Genomic DNA, 19,718 nt, shown 5'->3' on the forward strand with positions numbered 1-19,718 from the left:
GTTTATTCTTCGTTTGAATCTATATTTTCTTCGGAAGCAGATCCTTCGCTATCTCCTTCTGTTGGATTTTCGATATCTCCAGATTCCTCGTCAGATTCCTCTTCACGATCTACTTTCGTGATGGAAGCAATCTCGTCGTTGTCTTTCAGATTAATGAGTCTCACACCTTGTGTTGCGCGGCCCATCACACGTAATCCTTCTACAGCAATCCGGATAACGATACCAGACTTATTGATGATCATAAGGTCTTCAGCATCTGTAACGCCTTTTATCGCAACCAATTCACCCGTTTTATCGGTTACATTGATTGTTTTGACTCCCTTACCACCACGATTGGTAACGCGGTAGTCTTCGATATCTGTACGTTTTCCGTAGCCTTTCTCTGAAACCACCAATACAGTTGTTTCTGAATCATTGACACTAATCATGCCAATCACCTCATCACTTTCGGAAGACAAGGTAATACCGCGAACCCCTGTTGCTGTACGACCCATTGGACGAACGGTAGATTCATTAAAGCGGATTGCTCTTCCTGAGCGCAGTGCCATCACAATTTCGCTGCTTCCTGTAGTCAAACAAGCTTCGATTAATTGATCGCCTTCGTTGATGTTAATTGCATTGATACCATTTGCTCTTGGACGGGAATAAGCTTCCAAAGACGTCTTCTTGATGGTACCTTTTTTAGTACACATGATAATGAAGTTGTTTTCCAAGTATTCTTGGTCTTTCAGGTTCTTCACTAAGATAAAGGCCTTAATTTTCTCTTCCTTCGGTACATTGATGATGTTTTGAAGTGCGCGGCCTCTCGATGTCCGGCTTCCTTCAGGGATCTCAAATGCACGTAACCAGAAACAGCGGCCTGCTTCGGTAAATAGGAGCATATAGTTGTGTGCCGAAGCTGTAATAATATGCTCTGTGAAATCTTCTTCGCGTGTATTTGTTCCGATTGATCCACGGCCACCACGACCTTGGCGTTTATATTCTGATAATGGCGTACGTTTTACATAGCTGTTGTGGGAGATGGTGATCACGATTTCTTCGTCATCAATAAAGTCTTCCATACGCATGTCTTCTGCAGAGTGTACAATCTGCGATCTACGTTCGTCACCATATTTTTCTTTGATCTCAATCAACTCATCTTTGATGATCTTCATACGGAGATCTTCATCTGCCAATATAGATTTCAAATAGTCGATTGTTTTCATCAATTCAGCATATTCTTCTTTGATCTTATCACGTTCCAGTCCTGTCAGACGACGTAGGGTCATATCCAGAATCGCACGAGCCTGAAGATCGGATAAACCAAATTTCTCCATTAATCCAAGACGTGCATCCTCAGGTGTATCGGAGTTACGGATTAATTTGATGACTTCATCTAAATGATCCAGCGCGATCAAGTATCCTTCTAAGATATGAGCACGTTTTTCAGCTTCCGCCAGTTCGTAACGTGTACGTCTGACGATGACATCATGTCTATGCTCAACAAACTCACGAATCATATCTTTTAGATTCATCAGTACAGGCCTTCCTTTAACTAAGGCGATGTTATTGACTGAAAAAGAAGTTTGTAGCGCTGTATATTTAAACAGGTTGTTTAAGACAACATTGGCGTTAGCATCACGTTTAATGTCATAAACGACACGCATACCTGTACGGTCAGACTCATCACGGATTGCAGAAATACCTTCCAGTTTCTTTTCGTTAACCAAATCAGCAGTACGCTCAATCATATTGGCCTTATTCACCTGATAAGGGATTTCGGTCACAATAATCTGTTCTTTTCCAGATTTGGTTGTTTCAATTTCTGCTTTTGCACGCATGACGATACGGCCACGACCTGTATTACAAGCATCTTGAACACCAGCATAACCATAGATCAATGCCCCAGTTGGGAAATCAGGACCTTTAATATGCTGCATCAATTCAGGTACTTCAATATCGCGGTTATCAATGAAGGCAATGGTGCCATCAATTACTTCAGACAGGTTATGTGGCGCCATATTCGTTGCCATACCTACAGCGATACCCGAAGCTCCATTAACCAAAAGGTTAGGGATACGGGTCGGTAATACGGTAGGTTCCTGTAGGGAGTCGTCAAAGTTATTTTGGAAATCAACAGTATCTTTGTTGATATCTGAAAGCATTTCTTCGGCAATCTTTTTTAATCTCGCCTCTGTATAACGCATTGCCGCAGGAGGGTCACCGTCAATGGAACCGTAGTTACCTTGACCGTCTACCAACGGATAGCGTAAACTCCAATCTTGAGCCATACGAACCATGGTGTCGTAAACGGAAGAATCACCATGTGGGTGATATTTACCTAATACGTCACCAACGATACGGGCAGACTTTTTATAAGGCTTGCCACTGGTAACCCCTAAGTCCAACATACCATAAAGTACACGTCTGTGTACAGGCTTCATGCCGTCACGTGCATCAGGAAGAGCCCGGGATACAATGACAGACATGGAGTAGTCAATGTAAGCAGACTTCATCTGATCCTCGATATTGATTGGGATAATCCGGTCGTTTGCCGGAACAAGATTGTTGTCGTTTTCTGTTTCTTCAGCCATATGAATTTGGTTTCAATAAAACTAGTAAGCAAGCCTTTTTAATTGGCTTGCTACGCATGCGAAGTTACAAAAATTTAACCTCAAAAGCGAATCAATTGAAGCCTAATATACATAAAAAAGACAATCTTTTATGGATTGTCTTGGTACTGATGCCGTATTGTTTTTATTTCAATTTTTTAAAGCGCAGGCGGATCGAGTTGCCGATCACAATAAGATCGGAGAAGGCCATACTTAACGCTGCGAGCATGGGTCCCAGAAACCCCGCAGCGGCTAATGGAATCGCAATGATGTTGTATGCAAATGCCCAAAAAAGGTTCTGTTTAATGGTCAGTAGGGTGTGATGCCCTATCTGTAGCAGTTTCTCGATTGATTTCAGATCATTGTTGAGGAGGATCACTTTCGCCGATTGAATGGCGACATGTGTTGCGTCACCGAGAGAAATACCGACATCAGCTGCCGTAAGGGCAGGAGCATCGTTGATGCCGTCACCGACCATCGCCGTAGGAGCAGTCTTTTTTAGCTCAGATAGAATCGTCAGTTTTTCGCTGGGCGATTTTTCCCAGTAGACGTCAGCTATGCCAAGCTTTTGTGCTGCCCGTTCACATTTACTCTGTCGGTCACCACTTAGTAGAATAGGTCTGACCCCTTTATCTTTTAAATATTGAATAAGTTCTTTTGCATAGGGCTTGATCTGATCTTCCAAAACGATACCTGCAATGACAACTTCATTAATCGTCAGCGTCAGGTCGTATCGATTGGAATAATCCTTCTTACCGATTTTTGCATTACAGATCGAATAGCTGTTCCCATTCGTGTCTGTCGCAAATATTCCCTGTCCTTTAATTTCGTTGACTTCCTTGAAGATAATACGATAGGACTTTATTTCCTTGAGTTGCTTGCGGATAGATTGGGCAATCGGATGACTGGAGTAGCTTTCCAGTTGTGCGATAATGGATTCGACCTGAGATTGCTCGATGCCAAAGGTCTGGATGGCCTTGATGTTAAAATCGCCTGTTGTCAGTGTCCCTGTCTTATCAAAGACCATCTGTTTGAGTTCGGATAACTCTTCAATTGTGCTTCCGCCCTTGATGAGGATACCTTGCTTGGCTGCCCGACCGAGACCTACCATCACTGCTGTTGGTGTAGCCAGGCCCATTGCACAGGGACAAGACACAACAAGTGTCGCAATGGCATTCATCAAGGCTTGCTGCAAGGGCAACTGGGCGATAAAGTAAGCAATAAAAAAGGTGAAAAAGGCGATTGTGACAACAATAGGAACAAAATAGGCCGCTACTTTATCGCCAAATTTTTGGATAGGCGGTTTTTTGCTCTGTGCATCTTTGATCAATTGAATGATCTGATACAAAACGCTTTTTGAACCTACTTTGGTTGCCGTGATTCTGATATTGCCAGCAGTCAGCAGTGTTCCGCCAATGACAGCCTCATATTTTGTTTTTTCGATAGGCATGCTCTCGCCCGTGATCATTGATTCGTCTATCCAGCCATGTCCATCAAGGATGTCGCCATCTGCTGGAATCAGGCCTCCCGTATTTACCTTGAGGATATCTCCGGATTTAATCTCTTTAGCGGTAATTTCAATCTCCTGATCTTCGAGGATTTTAATTGCTTTAATGTCTTGATATTTAACTAGATCTTTGATTGCAGATGTGGTTTTGGTAACAGCACGTTTTTCGAGCACATTCCCCATAAAAACTAGGGTAATGATGGTTGCGCAGGTTTCGTAAAATTGATAATCGTGCCCCAGTTTATAGTATGTGCCAATAGCGCTATAGACAAATGCTGCCGTGGAACCCACAAAGATAAGTACATCCATGTTAGGCATTTTATTCCATAGCGAGCGTAGTGCACTATGGCCAAAGTAGATACAACCAACAAGATAGACAGGCGCACATAAAGCCAGTTGTATATAGGGGTCATGAAGCAAGGGGAGATCCACAAACATGTGACTCCAGAGTGGAATCGTCAAGAGCAGACAGATCAGAAATTTAAACTCAACTGATTTCCAGAAGCTTACTTTGCTGTCTTTGTCCTTGATGACTTTGTAACCTAATGACTCTATGCCTTTAACGAGCTGTGGAACCTGATCCTGCGGAATATCGGAAAACTTTACTTCATCTGAAGCGAAATCAACGTAAATCTCCTTAGCGCCGTTGTCTTCTAGGTATTTATGGATTGAAATAGCACAATTTGTACAATGCATTCCGGTGACGTTGAGTTCAGTTTGCACGTTGGATTCCTTCATTTAATAGCATGTAATGTCTTTAGGCAAAGATAGGTATTTCCTGATAATGCTTTTTACGTAAAGTAAAATTGTTTAGCTATGCAACATTTTTAGTTCCTCCATGTAGCAAAAAAATCTTTGGTGACAGTGGAGAAAACGATAAATTTGTTTTTATTTGCAAATCATCAACGTTTAAAAATGACGAAATCTATTTCAATTTCTTTTATTGTACGGATCATATTACTTATTGCCCTGACGGCTTCGTTTGTGCAGTTTGAAGCTTTTTATGAGCAAAAAGATAGCATACGAAATATCGCATACGGGCTGAATACCTTTCTGACGGCCAGCGTGCTGATTTCGATTGGTCATTTTATTCTGGTCAAACTGTACAACAGTAGAAATGAACATCAGGTTGTGCGTGGTAATTTCGTGCTCGGCATCACACGCGTGGCGACCGTAGGAAATGTATTTTTCATTATTGTGAGTGTGATGATTGCTGTTGGTATCAATCCGAAAGATTTTATCACCAGTATGACAATCGTCGCCATGGCCATTGCTGTTATTTTTAGGGAATATATTACAAATATGATATCGGGTCTGATCATTATGTTTTCGGATCAGTTTTCTGTCGGTGACCGCATTAAAATCGGGGAATATCAGGGTAAAATTGTTGATATAACCTTAGCCAATCTGGTTGTCCGGGACGAGGATGATGATGCTGTGATGATTCCGAATAACCTGGTGTTTACTGCGACTTTGGTCAACAAGACCTCACAGAAATCCAATAAAATAGTCGTGAAATTCGAGTTACCGGTTGACCATGCGGTCGCTGTGGAGGAGCTGGAGCAGTATTTTAAACCTTTATTTCAGGATAATCCCAACTTAGACCATGGGCAGGGCTTCTCGGTGAAAATAGCTGACCTGGCCAAAGATTATGTGAAATACAAAGTTGAAGTCAGTACCATATCTTCAAGCAATCGGATTCACCAGCAGGTGCAGAGCAAGATCCTGAATGAAGTGCTTCAATTCAAGGGGAGGGTCAGTTAGATCTTTCTGACCTTCACATTCTTGACAAAGTGGTGGCTGCCTTTTTCGAGGATAAGATCGGCCCGATAGCGGGTCGGTAAGATATTCTTGATCAGGTTGGGCTTGTTGATCTCATTCCAGATGTTTACGGCCATGGCATGACTTTCCTCAGGTGACATATCCGCATATTTATGAAAAAATGAAGCCGGATTCTGGAATGCCGTCGCGCGCAAGGATTCAAACCTGTTGGTATACCATTCGATGAGGTTTTTCTCACTGGCATGTACATAGATGGAATAATCGAAGAAATCGGAAACGAAAACACTATGTCCCTTGCGGGGGCGTTGTGAATTAACCTGTAATACGTTAATACCTTCGACAATCAATATGTCCGGTTGTTCAATGATTTGCTGTTGGTCGTCAGGCAGGACATCGTAAACCAGGTGGCTATAAACCGGGACAGTAATCTTAGGGGCTCCAGACTTGACGGCAGAGAGGAAATGGATCAACCGTTTGGCATCATAGCTTTCCGGAAATCCTTTGCGGTTGAGAATACCTTTTTCGATCAGCTGTTGATTGGGGTAGAGGAAGCCATCTGTTGTCACCAGATCTACTTTTGGTTTGGAAGGCAGCATACTCAGTACCCGTTGCAATACTCTTGCTGTTGTACTTTTTCCGACTGCCACAGATCCGGCAATGCCGATGATATAGGGCAATTTGCTCTCTTCTTTACCGAAGAAGCGATTTGTACGTTGATGCAGGCTTTGGAAACGGTCAATGTGAATTTCTAGCAAATGGCTCAAAGGAACGTAAACTTCTTCGATCTCCTGATTTGTCAATGGCTCATTGAGTGCATGTAGATTTTCAAGATCTTCGGAACTGAAGTTGTGCAATATTTTTCCATTTAGATTTTTCCAGTCTTCCCGTTTAATTGATCTAAAAGGAGAGTCTATTGCTATTTGTGGATCCAATTGCATCGGTTTGCTATTTTTATTGAACGTGTATGTATTCTTGATTCCTGCTTATTCTTTCAAAATTGAGCGCTTTCCACTCGATTCAAAGGCCAATTAGAACCTTCGGTATCCATTTGCCTCAAAAACATGGATTGTTATGCGAAGATTTTTTGTGCGGACAAATATAAATAGTGTTGTCCGTTATCCCAAGAAACAATTACAAATGATTTGAAGTTATTACAATAGGATTAGTTAAGATTTTATGTACCGGACATTTTTCGGCGATCTTAAATAACCTCTTTTTTTGTTCATCGTCCAAATCGCCTTTGAAGCTAATGTGACATTGTATATAGGTCGTCTGCTGCTGTTCACTGGTCTGGATTTCGTGTGAGAGACGGATCTTCACTTCTTCTAAGGGCCAGTTTTTTCGATCAGCATACATTTTTACTGTGACAGCTTTACATGTACCTAAAGAAGAAAGTAAAAGCGGTGTTGGGCTTATGCCTTGATCCTGACCACCTAAATCTTCCGGCTCGTCTACAATAATCTGGTGTTTGCCATATTGTACAGTCGTTGTATAGGGAATTTCACCTATGGTGACAATAACTTCATTTTCCATCATCTTGAATAAAATAGCTTTTTGTTAGTCAACGAGATCTTCCAATAACCCTTCGATAATTAAGCTTCCAGTAGCAGGATTTGTTGCTAATGGAACATTATAGAGGTCGCATACACGCATTAACATCTGAATGTCGGGTTCATGGGCATGTTTGCCTAGCGGATCACGGAAGAAAATAATACCATCCACTTTACCTTCAGCGGCCAATGCAGCGATTTGTGCATCACCGCCCATAGGGCCACTTAATTTTAGCTCCACAGGTAATCCGGTTTGCCGCACATAGGAACCTGTTGTTCCCGTTGCGATGATATTAGCATGTTCCAACAAATCTTGGTGGTCTTTGACAAAGGCAACCATTTCTGGTTTCTTGCCATCATGGGCGATCAGTGCGATTGTTTTTTTCATTCGTCTCTAAATTATTTATTCATTTGTCTATGCATTCAAACGCTTCGAAGCGCTCCTTAACTGATTGAATACACGTAGACCTTTATCTATCTACTTTACAGGTCTCCCGGTTTACTCATTTAAGTGTTTATTTGCTATTCAACTATTGCCGACAATAAACGCTATTTGAAAAAGATATAAGAGATAATAATTGCTGCTACCACACCGGCCAATTCAGCCAAAAGAGCGCAAGGTAGGGCATGTCTTGTCCGTTTGATACCTACGGCACCAAAGTAGACCGCCAGTACATAAAATGTTGTCTCGGTAGAACCCTGGATTACGCAGGCAACGCGGGCAGCAAAGTCCATCGGACCTTTGGCATTCATCAGGTCGACCATTAGTCCACGGGCACCCGAACCGCTTAGCGGTTTCATAAATGCAACAGGAAGGGCATCCACAAAAGACGTATCTAAACCACAGAGAGCAATACCCTTGGATATTCCCGCAACCATATAATCCATCGTTCCAGAAGCTCTAAAGACAGCTATACCGACCAACATCGCCACCAGATAGGGGATAATCTTGACAGAAACTTCAAAGCCCTCTTTGGCACCTTCGATAAAGGAATCGTAAACGTTGACTTTGCGGAACAGCGCCAATCCTATAAACGAAGTGAACAAGCTAAACAAGATCACATTGCCAAACACCTTGCTGAAGACTTCGATTTCAGATTGCTGTAAACCCGAGAAATAATACAACAATCCACCGATAAATAAACACATGGCACCTAGATAGCCCAAAACTACCCGGTTGAATAGGTTTATTTTCTGATAGATGGCTACAAGAATTAAAGCGACCAAAGTGGAAAAGAATGTTGCAATCAAAATCGGAAGAAAAACATCGGAAGGATCTGGCGCACCGGCTTCTTTTCGATAAGCCATGATCGAAATCGGTAATAAGGTCAGACTGGATGCATTGAGTACGATAAACATAATCTGTGCATTGGTTGCTGTGTCCTTATTGGGATTGAGTTCTTGAAGCTCTTTCATTGCTTTAAGCCCCAAAGGGGTAGCAGCATTATCCAGACCAAGTGCATTGGCGGAGAAATTCATCAGGATAGATCCAAGAGCAGGGTGGTTTTTAGGGACTTCGGGAAATAATTTGTGGAAGAAAGGGCCTACGATTTTTGCGAAGATATTGATCATGCCGCCTTTTTCACCAATTTTCATGATCCCTAAAGCGAAACTCATCATTCCGATCAGTCCTAAGGAGATTTCGGCTCCGTTTTTAGCACTGTCAAAGATCGAGTTGACAATTTGTTGGAAGATTTCGGTATCTCCGAAGAAGATAAGTTTTACTAGGGCTACGGCAAATGTGATTAAAAAAAATGCAACCCAAACGTAGTTTAATGCCATAATAGATTTAAATATGCGTAAAAGTAACCTTTTAGAATTTATCCATCAACTGGCTCCATGGATTTTTCTTCTTATTCTGATTCTTTTCTTTGATGAGGTGTTCGATGATATAATCCAACGTATCCTCATGTTCGCTGATCAGTTTATCGGATAGGGATATGAGTTTCTGTATATTATTTGGCGAGGCAGCATCCAAGGAAGCATTGATACTGGACAGGTTTGCCGGTTCCAGACGGACATAATTCTGCTGTTTGCCATTGTTCCTAAACAATTGCTTAATAAAAAATTCGGTACTTTCAGAAGAAGCACTTGTCATGATATCGACCAGGGCAGGGCCAATCTGGATCGCAAGCTTTTTCTTGAAGTGTTCGTAATTATATGCTGTCTTTGAAACACCGGTACCCAAGGATACCATAAATACATCATTGATCTGTGTACTATTGAAGGCTTTTAGAACTTCCAGCAAACCACAGATGGAGGGGTTTTGCGCAAATACACCACCATCTATGAGCGGGTATCTGGTGTTTGATATGGAATATATTTCAGCAACGGGAAAAAAGGTCGGGGCCGCTGAGGTTGCCTTGCAGACGTCCTTCAGATAAAAATCGCGCGCTTCGCCATGTGTAATGGCTTTTTGCTGTCTGAAAAAATGATTTTTACGGAGCTCGATATTGTAGGCCGTGATAATACATGGCTTGATGAGATGGCTTAACCGTGCATTCTGAAAATATTTGTCCAGCACATTTGATAAGGCGACTGAAGAATACAATTCGCTGACAAGACCAAATCCGCCCAGAAAACGTCGCCATTTGGAGGTGTGAAAGATTTCTGTCCCGTGATTGACAAATAGGTTTAGGGCGTCGCGTGCAGAAAACTTGGGGTGCGTGGGATTTCCCTCTTCCGGGAATAGTAGGATGCTTGTCAGAATCCCACCACTGCTTGTACCGGCAATAAAATCAAAATAGGAGGCGATCCGTGCATTAGGATCCATTGTTTTTTTTTGTAATTTCTCCTCCAAAGCCACAAGTATCATAGCCGGAATAATTCCCCGTATACCACCGCCATCAAGGGCAAGTATGCTCTTCATACGCTAAAGCAATTTTTATTTCAAGATACGTAAATATAGAAAATGTTTACAATTTAGCGTACCCTTTCTTAGGTAAGGTTTTTGTAATAAAAATATAGGCAATAGGTTGGATTAAACAGCAATAATGGGCTGTCCTTAGTTATACCAACAAAAAAGGCGTGTCCAATTTTTTCAGACACGCCTTTTATATGCTTGTAGTCGGCTAGTTAAACCAAGCAAGTACATCTTCTTTGCTCGGCATCGCAACCTCTAGTTTTAGCTTTTTACGCATACCACCCAGGTCATTGAAAACTTTATTCGGGTTGGCTTCTTTCAATGCTTCAATGGTTGTAAAACCCATTTTTTGTAGAGCTGGTACCCATTCAGCAGGAATGCCTTGTTCTTCATAGTCTCTCACATCAGCAACTTTTGCCACTTTCTCTGGACGCATTTGCGGGAAGAACAATACTTCTTGAATAGAAGCATTATTTGTTAGGAACATGATCAGGCGGTCCATACCTATTCCCAAACCAGAAGTAGGAGGCATACCATATTCCAAAGAACGCAAGAAATCTTGGTCAATAAACATCGCTTCATCGTCACCTTTCTCTGAAAGCCGTAATTGATCCTCAAAGCGTTCGCGTTGATCAATAGGGTCATTCAATTCCGAGTAAGCATTGGCAATCTCTTTTCCACAGACCATTAACTCGAAACGTTCCGTTAAGTCAGGATTGTCTCTATGTTTCTTTGTCAATGGTGACATTTCTTTTGGATAATCCGTGATGAATGTTGGTTGGATATAGTTCCCTTCACATTTGGCACCGAAAATCTCGTCGATCAGCTTGCCTTTACCCATTGTCTCGTTGACATCGATTCCCATGCCTTTTGCAGCGACACGAATTTCGTCTTCGGTTTTGCCTGTGATATCAAATCCAGTAAATTCTTTAATGGAATCGGTCATGGAAATACGCTTATATGGCGCTCTGAAATCGATTTTGTGCTCACCAAAAGTTGCCTCAGTGGTACCATTGACTGCTACGGCACAATATTCTAAAAGGCGCTCTGTAAAATCCATCATCCAGTTGTAGTCCTTGTAGGCTACATAGATTTCCATTGCAGTAAATTCGGGATTATGGGTACGGTCCATTCCTTCGTTACGGAAGTTTTTTGAAAACTCATAAACACCGTCAAAACCACCCACGATCAATCTTTTTAAATAAAGCTCATTGGCGATACGAAGATATAATGGAATATCCAGTGCATTATGGTGTGTGATAAATGGACGTGCAGTGGCGCCACCGGGGATAGACTGTAAAACAGGTGTCTCCACTTCCATATAACCAGCATCATTAAAAAATTGACGCATGGCATTGAAAAGCTTGGTACGTTTTACAAATATATCTTTATTGGCAGGGTTTACGATCAAGTCCACATAACGCATTCTGTAACGTTGTTCCGGATCCGTAAAGGCATCGAAAGTTTTGCCTTCAGCAGATTTAACGATTGGAAGTGGGCGCAAAGATTTGGATAATACGGTAAGTTCCTCAACGTGTACTGCGATAGCTTCGGTCTGTGTTGTGAAAACATATCCTCTGACACCTACAATATCGCCAATATCCAATAGTTTTTTGAAAACGACATTATAGAGATCTTTATTTTCATCAGGACATACGTCATCACGCTTGATATAGGCCTGGATACGTCCGGTAGAATCTTGAATTTCAAAAAATGAAGCACTTCCCATGACGCGACGACTCATGATACGTCCGGCAATGGTAATGTTCTTATAATTCAATTTATCTCTATCGTAGTTTTCTAAAATATCGGCAGCGTGTGCGTTGACGACAAATTCATTTGCTGGAAAAGGCTCGATTCCCATATCCAACAACGATTGCATCGCCTGTCTTCTAAGTTGTTCCTGTTCGGATAATACAGTACTCATTCGGTCTGAATAATATTTAAAATGTGAAAATCATGCAAAAATAGCCATTTTTTTCAATTCTTTTTATTGATTTTTTTTGAAAGCAGTGTAGCGAAATATAAATAGGAACCGTTAGGAGAATAAAAATAGTTAAATAGTGATATTAAGCGGGGACATTCGACTATTTGATTTTAAGTTTTATAATTTTATTTTCGTTATTTGAAGCTTAATATTAAAATAGTTTAAGTGGGAATTATTCAGTCATATTTTTATAACAAGAAGCTATCATCTTTACATGATGCCCTGGAGCGTTGCTTGCGAAATCGTGAGGACGGAAAGGCTTTCGTCTATAAAAAATATTATGGCTACCTCATGGCAATCATTATCCGTTATGTCAAACAGGATGTGGATGCCGAGGAACTTGTGAATGAGAGCTTTGTCCGGATCTTTCGAAAATTGGAATCCTTTAATATGGATATCGATGCGGAAAACCTCGAAAAGTCATTTAGGGCCTGGATCGGCCGAATCGCTGCCAATATCTCTATTGATTTTTTGAGGGGTAAAAAACAAATGTATTCTGTTGAAGATATGGCTGAGGGGGATATGCACACACCGTCGGTTCAATTGGACAGCCGGTTAGAGGTGAATGAAATTCTAAGTCTGTTGGATCAGCTTCCCGAAATTCAAAAAACTATTTTTAATCTCTATGAAATAGAAGGCTATTCACATGATGAAATTGCCCAGATGCTAAATATACCGGATAGTACTTCGCGTACTTATCTGACAAGGGCAAAACAAAAACTGAGAAAATTATACTTGGACTATACAGGTGTAGTTCAAGAAATAAGATAAATATTGTTGTTACAATGGAAGGCAATAAGAAAAAAGAATTGATAGAAGAAATCATTGGGCAATTAAAAGACCATGAGCTACCGTATCGGGAAGGCTCCTGGGAAAAGTTTGCGTCAAAGCATGGGGTAGCAGCACCGCCTTCTTCCGCCTGGAAATATTGGAGTGCGGCAGCCGCTGTACTTTTATGTTTTGGTGTGGGGTATTGGGGTTTAAAAAATAATTCTTCGGTAGCTCCGTCATCTGCAGTTTTAACACAAAATGATAAAAATAGCGAGGTTCTCGCCGATAATAAAGATTTAAAAGAGTCTATTCAACGCTCATTGTCTGCTGTTACTGGAGAGCAGGGGCTAAGTGCACAGGAGCTATTGCGGGATAGACCGTTTACCTATTCGAAAGTGGAAAGCGAGCTTGCCGAGAGCAGTCAGCAACAACAGTTTGTTCTATTTGGCGGAAATGGAGTTCGTGGAAATAAGATCAGTGTATCAAATAATTTCGCCGCTTTGGGTGGGCAGACCATGCAACTGCGAAATAGTACATTATCCGCACAGATCAATTTGGATGACCCTACAGCTACTGCTTCGGCAGATATCACAACAGGGACTCAGGTTGCCACAGCAACACATTCAAATGTGATATCAACGAACTCAAATACTGTGGTTTCTTCTACACAGACCCAACGTGAAGCTGCACGTCTTGCTGCGCTATATGCTGGACAACAGGAAAACCGGGGGGGTGGTGTGATGTTGAAATCCAATAATGACCTTGATAGAAAATGGGAAATGGGCGCATTTGTTTCTCCAGCTTCCACTTCTGAAAGCATCACGCTTGGCGGGGGAGTTGCCCTGGCCTATAATGTTTCAAGTAAGATCAGCATTCGTTCAGGTGCTTCGATCCAACACTATGGTGCTGTTTCGGGAAATACGCCAATCACACCAGCGATGGCTTCCAATTCTTTTGAAATGAACGCACCAAGTTATCTTTCGCAACCCAATGGTTTGAGTAATGCTTTTGCGAAGGGTTTAGCTGATGCAAAAGATGCAAAAAGCAACGAACGTGTCTCTGGTAAAATTCTGACAGTGGATATTCCGGTTGATGTTCGTTATGCAATCACTAAGAATTTTTATACCTCTGTAGGGGTTTCTTATGTTGGTGTACTGGATCAGGAACGCGCGACCATTTATGAAACCAACAATACGGAGTATAAGCAAAAATCCACCGAAAAGAATGTGGATGATAAAGGGGTGAATGGTTTTGTGAATTTCTCGGTCGGAAGAAAACAGAAAGTAGGAAAACTTTCCATTTCTGTGGAACCCTATTATAAAATACCTGTTGGCGGCTTAAGATCGTCTGATCTGAATTACAGTAATGGTGGAGTAAAAATTATCACCAGCTTCTAGTATAGAAAGAAGTCATGCAGAAGTAGAAGCGAATCCCTCCCAGAATTGAACAGTCTGAAAGGAGGGAGCGCTGGAATAAAAGAAAAGCCCTCGAATAGAAAATTCGGGGGCTTTTTGTAGCGTCTTTATTTGATTAATTATAGCTCATCTACGCGGACCCAGCCCATTCCGGCGGCTTTTGCGCCTTCTACACCGGGGACTCCATCTTCATAGACTAAACATTTTTCAGGAGCAATATTCAACTGTGAAGCAGCAAGTAAGAACGGTTGAGGTGAGGGTTTACCTTCTGCTGTATCACCGGCACAGACCAATGTTTCGAGGTCATCCCACACGCCTATGGTTGTCAGGGTCATCGACAAGGTTGTTCTTGTGCCTCCTGAGACAGCAGCAATATGTTTTTTACCCTTTTGATATTTTAAATGTTCAACAACATAGTCCACAGGCTTTGTTTTAAAGACATATTCATCCCGAAATATGGTGGACTTCAGCGTTGAGAATTCCTGATAATCGAAGTCTACGCCATAGCGTTTACTGATTTCCTCTGCAACAGCAACCGTAGGCCAGCCGGCTGTTTCGTCAATAAGATTGACATCCAAAGTGACACCATATTGTTCGGCGGCAGCTTTATACGCTTGTTTATGGGCATCCATGTTGTCGGCCAAAGTACCGTCGACGTCAAATAGTAGGGCGTCGTAGGATTCGGCAAGAAGGTTTAGCTGTTCAAATTTACGTTGTGATTCAGGTGACATATCTATTTAATAGTGTGTGGTAAAATTAAAAATTATAATTGGAAGAGCAAAAAGCAAGACGCCTTTCCTTCGTTGGAAGGAAAGGCGTCTTAGCGTTTACGGTATGGTCTTAGCACATACTGCAAATTTTATTTGCTTAGTGTGCACTTAAGTTCTTCGCTTTTTCTTCATCAAAATTAGCTTCTAATTCAGCCAATTTTTTCTTACCGTAAGCCATTCGTGTGATCACAACGAATAGAACCGGTACGATAAAGATTGCTAAAAGTGTTGCCGCAGTCATACCGCCGAATACCGTCCAGCCGATTGTTTGGCGGGATATGGCACCGGCACCGTGTGACAACATCAATGGAATGATACCCAGGATGAAGGCAAAAGAGGTCATGATAATCGGACGTAAACGCAATTTTACAGCGTCTAATGTCGCTTCATAGAGATTCATCCCGATATCAACCCGTTCTTTGGCAAATTCCACAATCAGGATAGCATTCTTGGCCGCAAGACCAATGATGGTCACCAGACCGATTTGTGCATAGATATTATTATCCAATGTTGGTATCAACGTCAAGGTCAAGATCGCTCCAAATACACCTAAAGGAACTGATAGGAGGATAGAGAATGGAACAGACCAGCTTTCATACAATGCTGCCAACAGCAAGAATACAAATAAGATACATAGGGCAAAGATCTGAACGGTCTTCGATCCGGACTGCATCTCTTGTAATGAAAGACCTGAGAACTGATAGTCAAATCCTTCAGGTAATGTCTGCGCCGCAACTTCTTGCAAAGCTTTCAAAGCATCTCCAGAAGAATATCCTGGGGCAGAACTACCATTGATCTCAATACTTCTAAAGATATTGTAGTGGTTGATGATTGAAGGCATCGTTATTAGCTCATACTTCACCAATGTACCCATTGGCACTGGATTACCCATCGTATTGTTGACATACAGCTTGTTGATGTCTTCAATGTTCATCCGGTAGGGGATATCGGCTTGTGTAACGACACGGTAGCTACGGCCATATTTCGTAAAGTCATTGACATAGCTACTTCCTAAATAGGCCGATATTGTCGAATAGATACTTGAGATCGGTACGCCCATACGTTTAGCTTGTTCACGGTTGACTTCCAATTTGTAGTTTGGCGAATTGGTGTTAAACATCGTATAGGCCATTCCAATTTCAGGACGTTGGTTGGCCGCCATAAGGAATTTACCTACAGTGGCTTCAAAATCTTTGATATTTACTGTTTGTAAATCTTGAATTTGTAGGGAGAAGCCGCCGGAAGTACCTAAACCCGGGATTGCCGGTGGCGTTACTGCCAATACCCGAGCTTTCGTATAAGCCATGTATTTACCCATGATCATACCGGCGATATCGTTGGCGGTACGTGTCCGTGTTTCCCAAGGTTTTAGGGAGACGAATAGCGTTGCACCATTTGATTTGAAGGCACGGTTCAAAATATTGATACCCGAGATGGCTGTAACGTATTTGATTTCAGGGAAGGTCTTGTGTAAATCGTCCTCGATCTCTTTTAATACTTCATTGGTACGGGCAGAGGATGAACCCTCAGGTAAAGTGACCCCAGCGAAGAAGGCTCCACCATCTTCAGAAGGAATAAATCCTGTTGGCTTGGTGGTAAACATATAACCTGTACCGATAAAAATACATAAAAGGATAATCAACACAAGCGGCGCCTTTTTGATGGCTTGTTTTACACCGCGTGAGTACTTGATCGTCACTTTTTCAAACCATACGTTGAATTTGTAGAAGAACTTGTTCAATCCTTTTGCACCTTCGTGTACAGCCGTTGGTTTCAATAAAATTGAACATAGCGCAGGTGTCAGGGAAAGGGCAATAAATGCGGATAACATAACCGATACAGCAATGGTAATCGCAAATTGTTGATACAGTTTACCCACCATCCCCGGAATAAATCCTACCGGAACGAATACCGCGGCCAAGATCAAGGCAATCGCGATAACCGGCGCAGTAATATCACCCATTGCGCGACGGGTCGCTTCTTTTGCATCCAGTTTATAGTGGTCAATATAGTGCTGAACCGCTTCCACCACAACGATGGCGTCATCCACCACAATACCGATGGCCAGTACAAAGGCAAGCATCGTCAAGTTGTTGACGGAGAAACCAAACATCAGGAAGAAGATGAAGGTACCAATAATCGACACTGGAATCGCTAGAACAGGGATTAATGTCGCTCTCCAGCTTTGTAAGAAGAAGAATACCACAAAAGTTACCAAAAGTAATGCTTCTACCAAGGTATGGATTACTGAAGAAATGGATGCATTTACTACAGAAACGGTCTCGTAACTGATGGTGTAATCAACGTCAGTTGGAAAGGATTGCTTTAATTTTTCCAGGGCAGCAACAATACCTTCTGCGGATTCAACGGCGTTTCCACCGGGTGTCTGGTTGATCATCATCGCTGATGAGGTCATTCCATTTACTTTGGAAGAAGTTCCATAGCTAAATTGTCCCAGTTCTACACGTGCGACATTCTTTAAAAGTACAATGGATCCATCTTTATTGGTTTTGACGACAATATTTTCAAAGTCCTCGGGATTAGAAAGGTCACTATCCGTAATAATAGGATATTCAAATACGGTCGAAGACTCTTGTGGACGTGCTCCGACACTACCTCCTGGTATACGGGTGTTTTGTTCGGCAATAGCTGCGGAAACATCTGCAGGTGTCATGCTTAGATTAGCCAATTTGTTGGCATCTAACCACACACGCATGGAGAAAGGTTGACCGAAGGCCGTTACATCACCGACACCTTTGACACGCAATAACGCATCTTTGACGTACAAGTTGTTGTAATTGGCCAGAAAATTTTCATCTCTGGTTCCTTTGGGTGATGTTAAAGCCACCAACATCAAGATATCGTTATTGGCTTTACGGGTCGTGATCCCCAAACGTCTAACAGCTTCTGGAAGGGCAGGTTCTGCAATCCCGACACGGTTTTGGACGTCTAGGGTTGCGATATCGATGTCGGTGCCTACTTCAAATGTGACAGTAATTGTTGCTTGACCATTTGAAGTACTATTTGACGACATATAAATCATGCCAGGTGTACCATTGATCTGACTCTCGATCAGAGTTGTCACGGTCTGCTCAACCGTCTGTGCATCTGCGCCCGTATAGTTTGCTGTAACTGTTACGGTTGGAGGTGCAATAGAAGGGTACTGGCTAATTGGCAACGTAGATACAGCAATAACTCCGATGATTGAAATCAATATCGAAATAACGATTGCGGTAACTGGCCTCTTAATAAATACTTCTGAAATCATTCTATATCTTTTAGATTCTCTTTAAAAATTAATGCTGTTATTTTCCTTTCGGAGCGCCTTTTGCAGCTTGTTGGGCAGCAGTGGCAGCATCGACAACTTTAACACCATTTTGGACATTCATGGCACCATCAACAACGATTTTCTCACCGTCTTTGACACCTTCTTTGATAACGATTTTATCACCGGCTTTAATACCCAATTTTACCTGACGGATTTCAGCTTTGCTGCTATCGTTAACGGCATATAAATTGAACACACCCAATTGCTCGAAGACAGCTTTGTAAGGGACAACGATTTCTTCAGTTGCCGATGTGGTCGATACATTCATGGTGATATTCATGCCCGCTCTTAACGCATTGGCATTGTTCGGGAATGTAGCCCGTATTTTAATTGTTCCTGTCGCTGGATCAACAGCACGGTCAATGGTCGTTATGCTTCCTTTACCTTCATAGGTACTTCCGTCCGGCAATAAAAGCGAAAGGTCCGAAGAAGCATGGCTGCTCTGCATTTGAGCAAATTTGCTGATATCTTTTTCGTTGACCTGAAACTCAATGGCAATCGGGCTTGTTGAGGATAATGTATTCAATAGCGTAGTACCAGGATTGACCAAAGCACCTAAGCGTACCTGTGATATACCAATGGTTCCGGAGAATGGCGCACGAATCGTAGAACGGGACAGGTTGGTATTGGCTGTTACCAATGCCGCGCGCGCAGATTCTACCTGTGCCTGCGAAGAAGCAACATTTGATACGGCATTATCATAAACCTGTTTAGCGATCGCATCTTTGTCCGCCAATGTTTGGTAACGCGCTAAATCTCTTTTTTGACGGTCAAGGTCTGTCTGTGCGATTTGAAGGCTTGCTTTGGCCTGTTGTACCGCTGCATTATAACGTGTTCCGTCAATCTCATATAAGGCTTGACCTTTAGAGACCACGGCACCGTCTGAAACATATATTTTGGTAATATAACCGCTTACTTCGGCAAATAGGTCTGCTTCGTTCAACGGTTTGACTGTTGCTGGGTAACTTATGGTTCCCGTAACAGTCTCATGTGATGCTGCGCCAAAGGTAACAGGAACAACCTTCTCGGCCTGAGCCTGTGCTGCACCTTGCTTTTTTGCATCTTTATTTCCACAAGAGGTCCATACTAAAGCCGTCCCAAGGAAGAAAGCGAATAATAATTGTCTTTTATTCATGATTTGTATTAGTTTCCGT

14 protein-coding genes are annotated in these 19,718 nt (G+C 42.1%); 3 read left to right on the top strand and 11 right to left on the bottom strand.

Annotated elements, in window-relative coordinates:
• Positions 1 to 2: 2 nt before the first annotated feature.
• A complete protein-coding gene (gene gyrA / locus M2408_RS02040) occupies positions 3 to 2,573 on the bottom strand; it encodes a DNA gyrase subunit A (RefSeq protein WP_259178810.1) in 2,571 nt (856 codons plus the stop codon).
• A gap of 163 nt (positions 2,574 to 2,736) precedes the next feature.
• Positions 2,737 to 4,836: a cation-translocating P-type ATPase gene (locus M2408_RS02045; protein WP_259178812.1), complete on the bottom strand. Its 2,100-nt coding sequence runs from the start codon at positions 4,834 to 4,836 to the stop codon at positions 2,737 to 2,739.
• A gap of 177 nt (positions 4,837 to 5,013) precedes the next feature.
• Here M2408_RS02045 and M2408_RS02050 point away from each other — a divergent pair, with 177 nt between their 5' ends.
• Positions 5,014 to 5,862 (top strand): mechanosensitive ion channel family protein, encoded by an 849-nt coding sequence (locus M2408_RS02050; RefSeq protein WP_259178814.1) that lies wholly within the window; start codon positions 5,014 to 5,016, stop codon positions 5,860 to 5,862.
• Here M2408_RS02050 and coaA read toward each other — a convergent pair.
• From coaA to lysS, 6 genes are all read right to left on the bottom strand, one after another.
• Positions 5,859 to 6,818: a type I pantothenate kinase gene (coaA, locus tag M2408_RS02055; protein ID WP_259178816.1), complete on the bottom strand. Its 960-nt coding sequence runs from the start codon at positions 6,816 to 6,818 to the stop codon at positions 5,859 to 5,861. The genes M2408_RS02050 and coaA overlap by 4 nt on opposite strands.
• Positions 6,819 to 7,011: 193 nt before the next feature.
• Positions 7,012 to 7,416, bottom strand: coding sequence for an OsmC family protein (locus M2408_RS02060; RefSeq protein ID WP_259178817.1), 405 nt, complete (start codon positions 7,414 to 7,416; stop codon positions 7,012 to 7,014).
• Positions 7,417 to 7,437: 21 nt separating this feature from the next.
• Entirely contained in the window at positions 7,438 to 7,818 is a 381-nt protein-coding gene (locus M2408_RS02065) for a methylglyoxal synthase (protein ID WP_120257954.1), read from the bottom strand.
• A gap of 161 nt (positions 7,819 to 7,979) precedes the next feature.
• Entirely contained in the window at positions 7,980 to 9,212 is a 1,233-nt protein-coding gene (locus M2408_RS02070) for a nucleoside recognition domain-containing protein (protein ID WP_259178819.1), read from the bottom strand.
• Between the two features lie 31 nt (positions 9,213 to 9,243).
• Entirely contained in the window at positions 9,244 to 10,299 is a 1,056-nt protein-coding gene (locus tag M2408_RS02075; protein ID WP_259178822.1) for a patatin-like phospholipase family protein, read from the bottom strand.
• A gap of 202 nt (positions 10,300 to 10,501) precedes the next feature.
• The gene (gene lysS / locus M2408_RS02080; protein ID WP_259178823.1) at positions 10,502 to 12,220 is read right to left on the bottom strand and encodes a lysine--tRNA ligase; all 1,719 of its coding nucleotides are present in this window, start codon (positions 12,218 to 12,220) and stop codon (positions 10,502 to 10,504) included.
• Positions 12,221 to 12,445: 225 nt separating this feature from the next.
• On the opposite strand from lysS, the gene M2408_RS02085 reads away from it, so the two are divergent.
• Together M2408_RS02085 and M2408_RS02090 are read left to right on the top strand one after the other, a co-directional pair.
• On the top strand, positions 12,446 to 13,051 hold the full coding sequence (locus M2408_RS02085) for an RNA polymerase sigma factor (RefSeq protein WP_223580031.1): 606 nt from the start codon (positions 12,446 to 12,448) through the stop codon (positions 13,049 to 13,051).
• A 14-nt stretch (positions 13,052 to 13,065) separates the two neighbouring features.
• Complete coding sequence (locus M2408_RS02090; RefSeq protein WP_259178829.1) at positions 13,066 to 14,448, top strand: hypothetical protein; 1,383 nt, start codon at positions 13,066 to 13,068, stop codon at positions 14,446 to 14,448.
• A gap of 137 nt (positions 14,449 to 14,585) precedes the next feature.
• On the opposite strand, the gene M2408_RS02095 is transcribed toward M2408_RS02090, so the two are convergent.
• From M2408_RS02095 to M2408_RS02105, 3 genes are all read right to left on the bottom strand, one after another.
• The gene (locus M2408_RS02095) at positions 14,586 to 15,197 is read right to left on the bottom strand and encodes an HAD family phosphatase (RefSeq protein ID WP_259178831.1); all 612 of its coding nucleotides are present in this window, start codon (positions 15,195 to 15,197) and stop codon (positions 14,586 to 14,588) included.
• Positions 15,198 to 15,333: 136 nt separating this feature from the next.
• A complete protein-coding gene (locus M2408_RS02100; protein ID WP_259178833.1) occupies positions 15,334 to 18,504 on the bottom strand; it encodes an efflux RND transporter permease subunit in 3,171 nt (1,056 codons plus the stop codon).
• Positions 18,505 to 18,541: 37 nt separating this feature from the next.
• Positions 18,542 to 19,699, bottom strand: coding sequence for an efflux RND transporter periplasmic adaptor subunit (locus M2408_RS02105; protein ID WP_259178835.1), 1,158 nt, complete (start codon positions 19,697 to 19,699; stop codon positions 18,542 to 18,544).
• Positions 19,700 to 19,718: the final 19 nt, after the last annotated feature.

Source organism: Sphingobacterium sp. BIGb0165, from assembly GCF_024810095.1.
In the GTDB taxonomy this organism is placed as follows: domain Bacteria; phylum Bacteroidota; class Bacteroidia; order Sphingobacteriales; family Sphingobacteriaceae; genus Sphingobacterium; species Sphingobacterium detergens.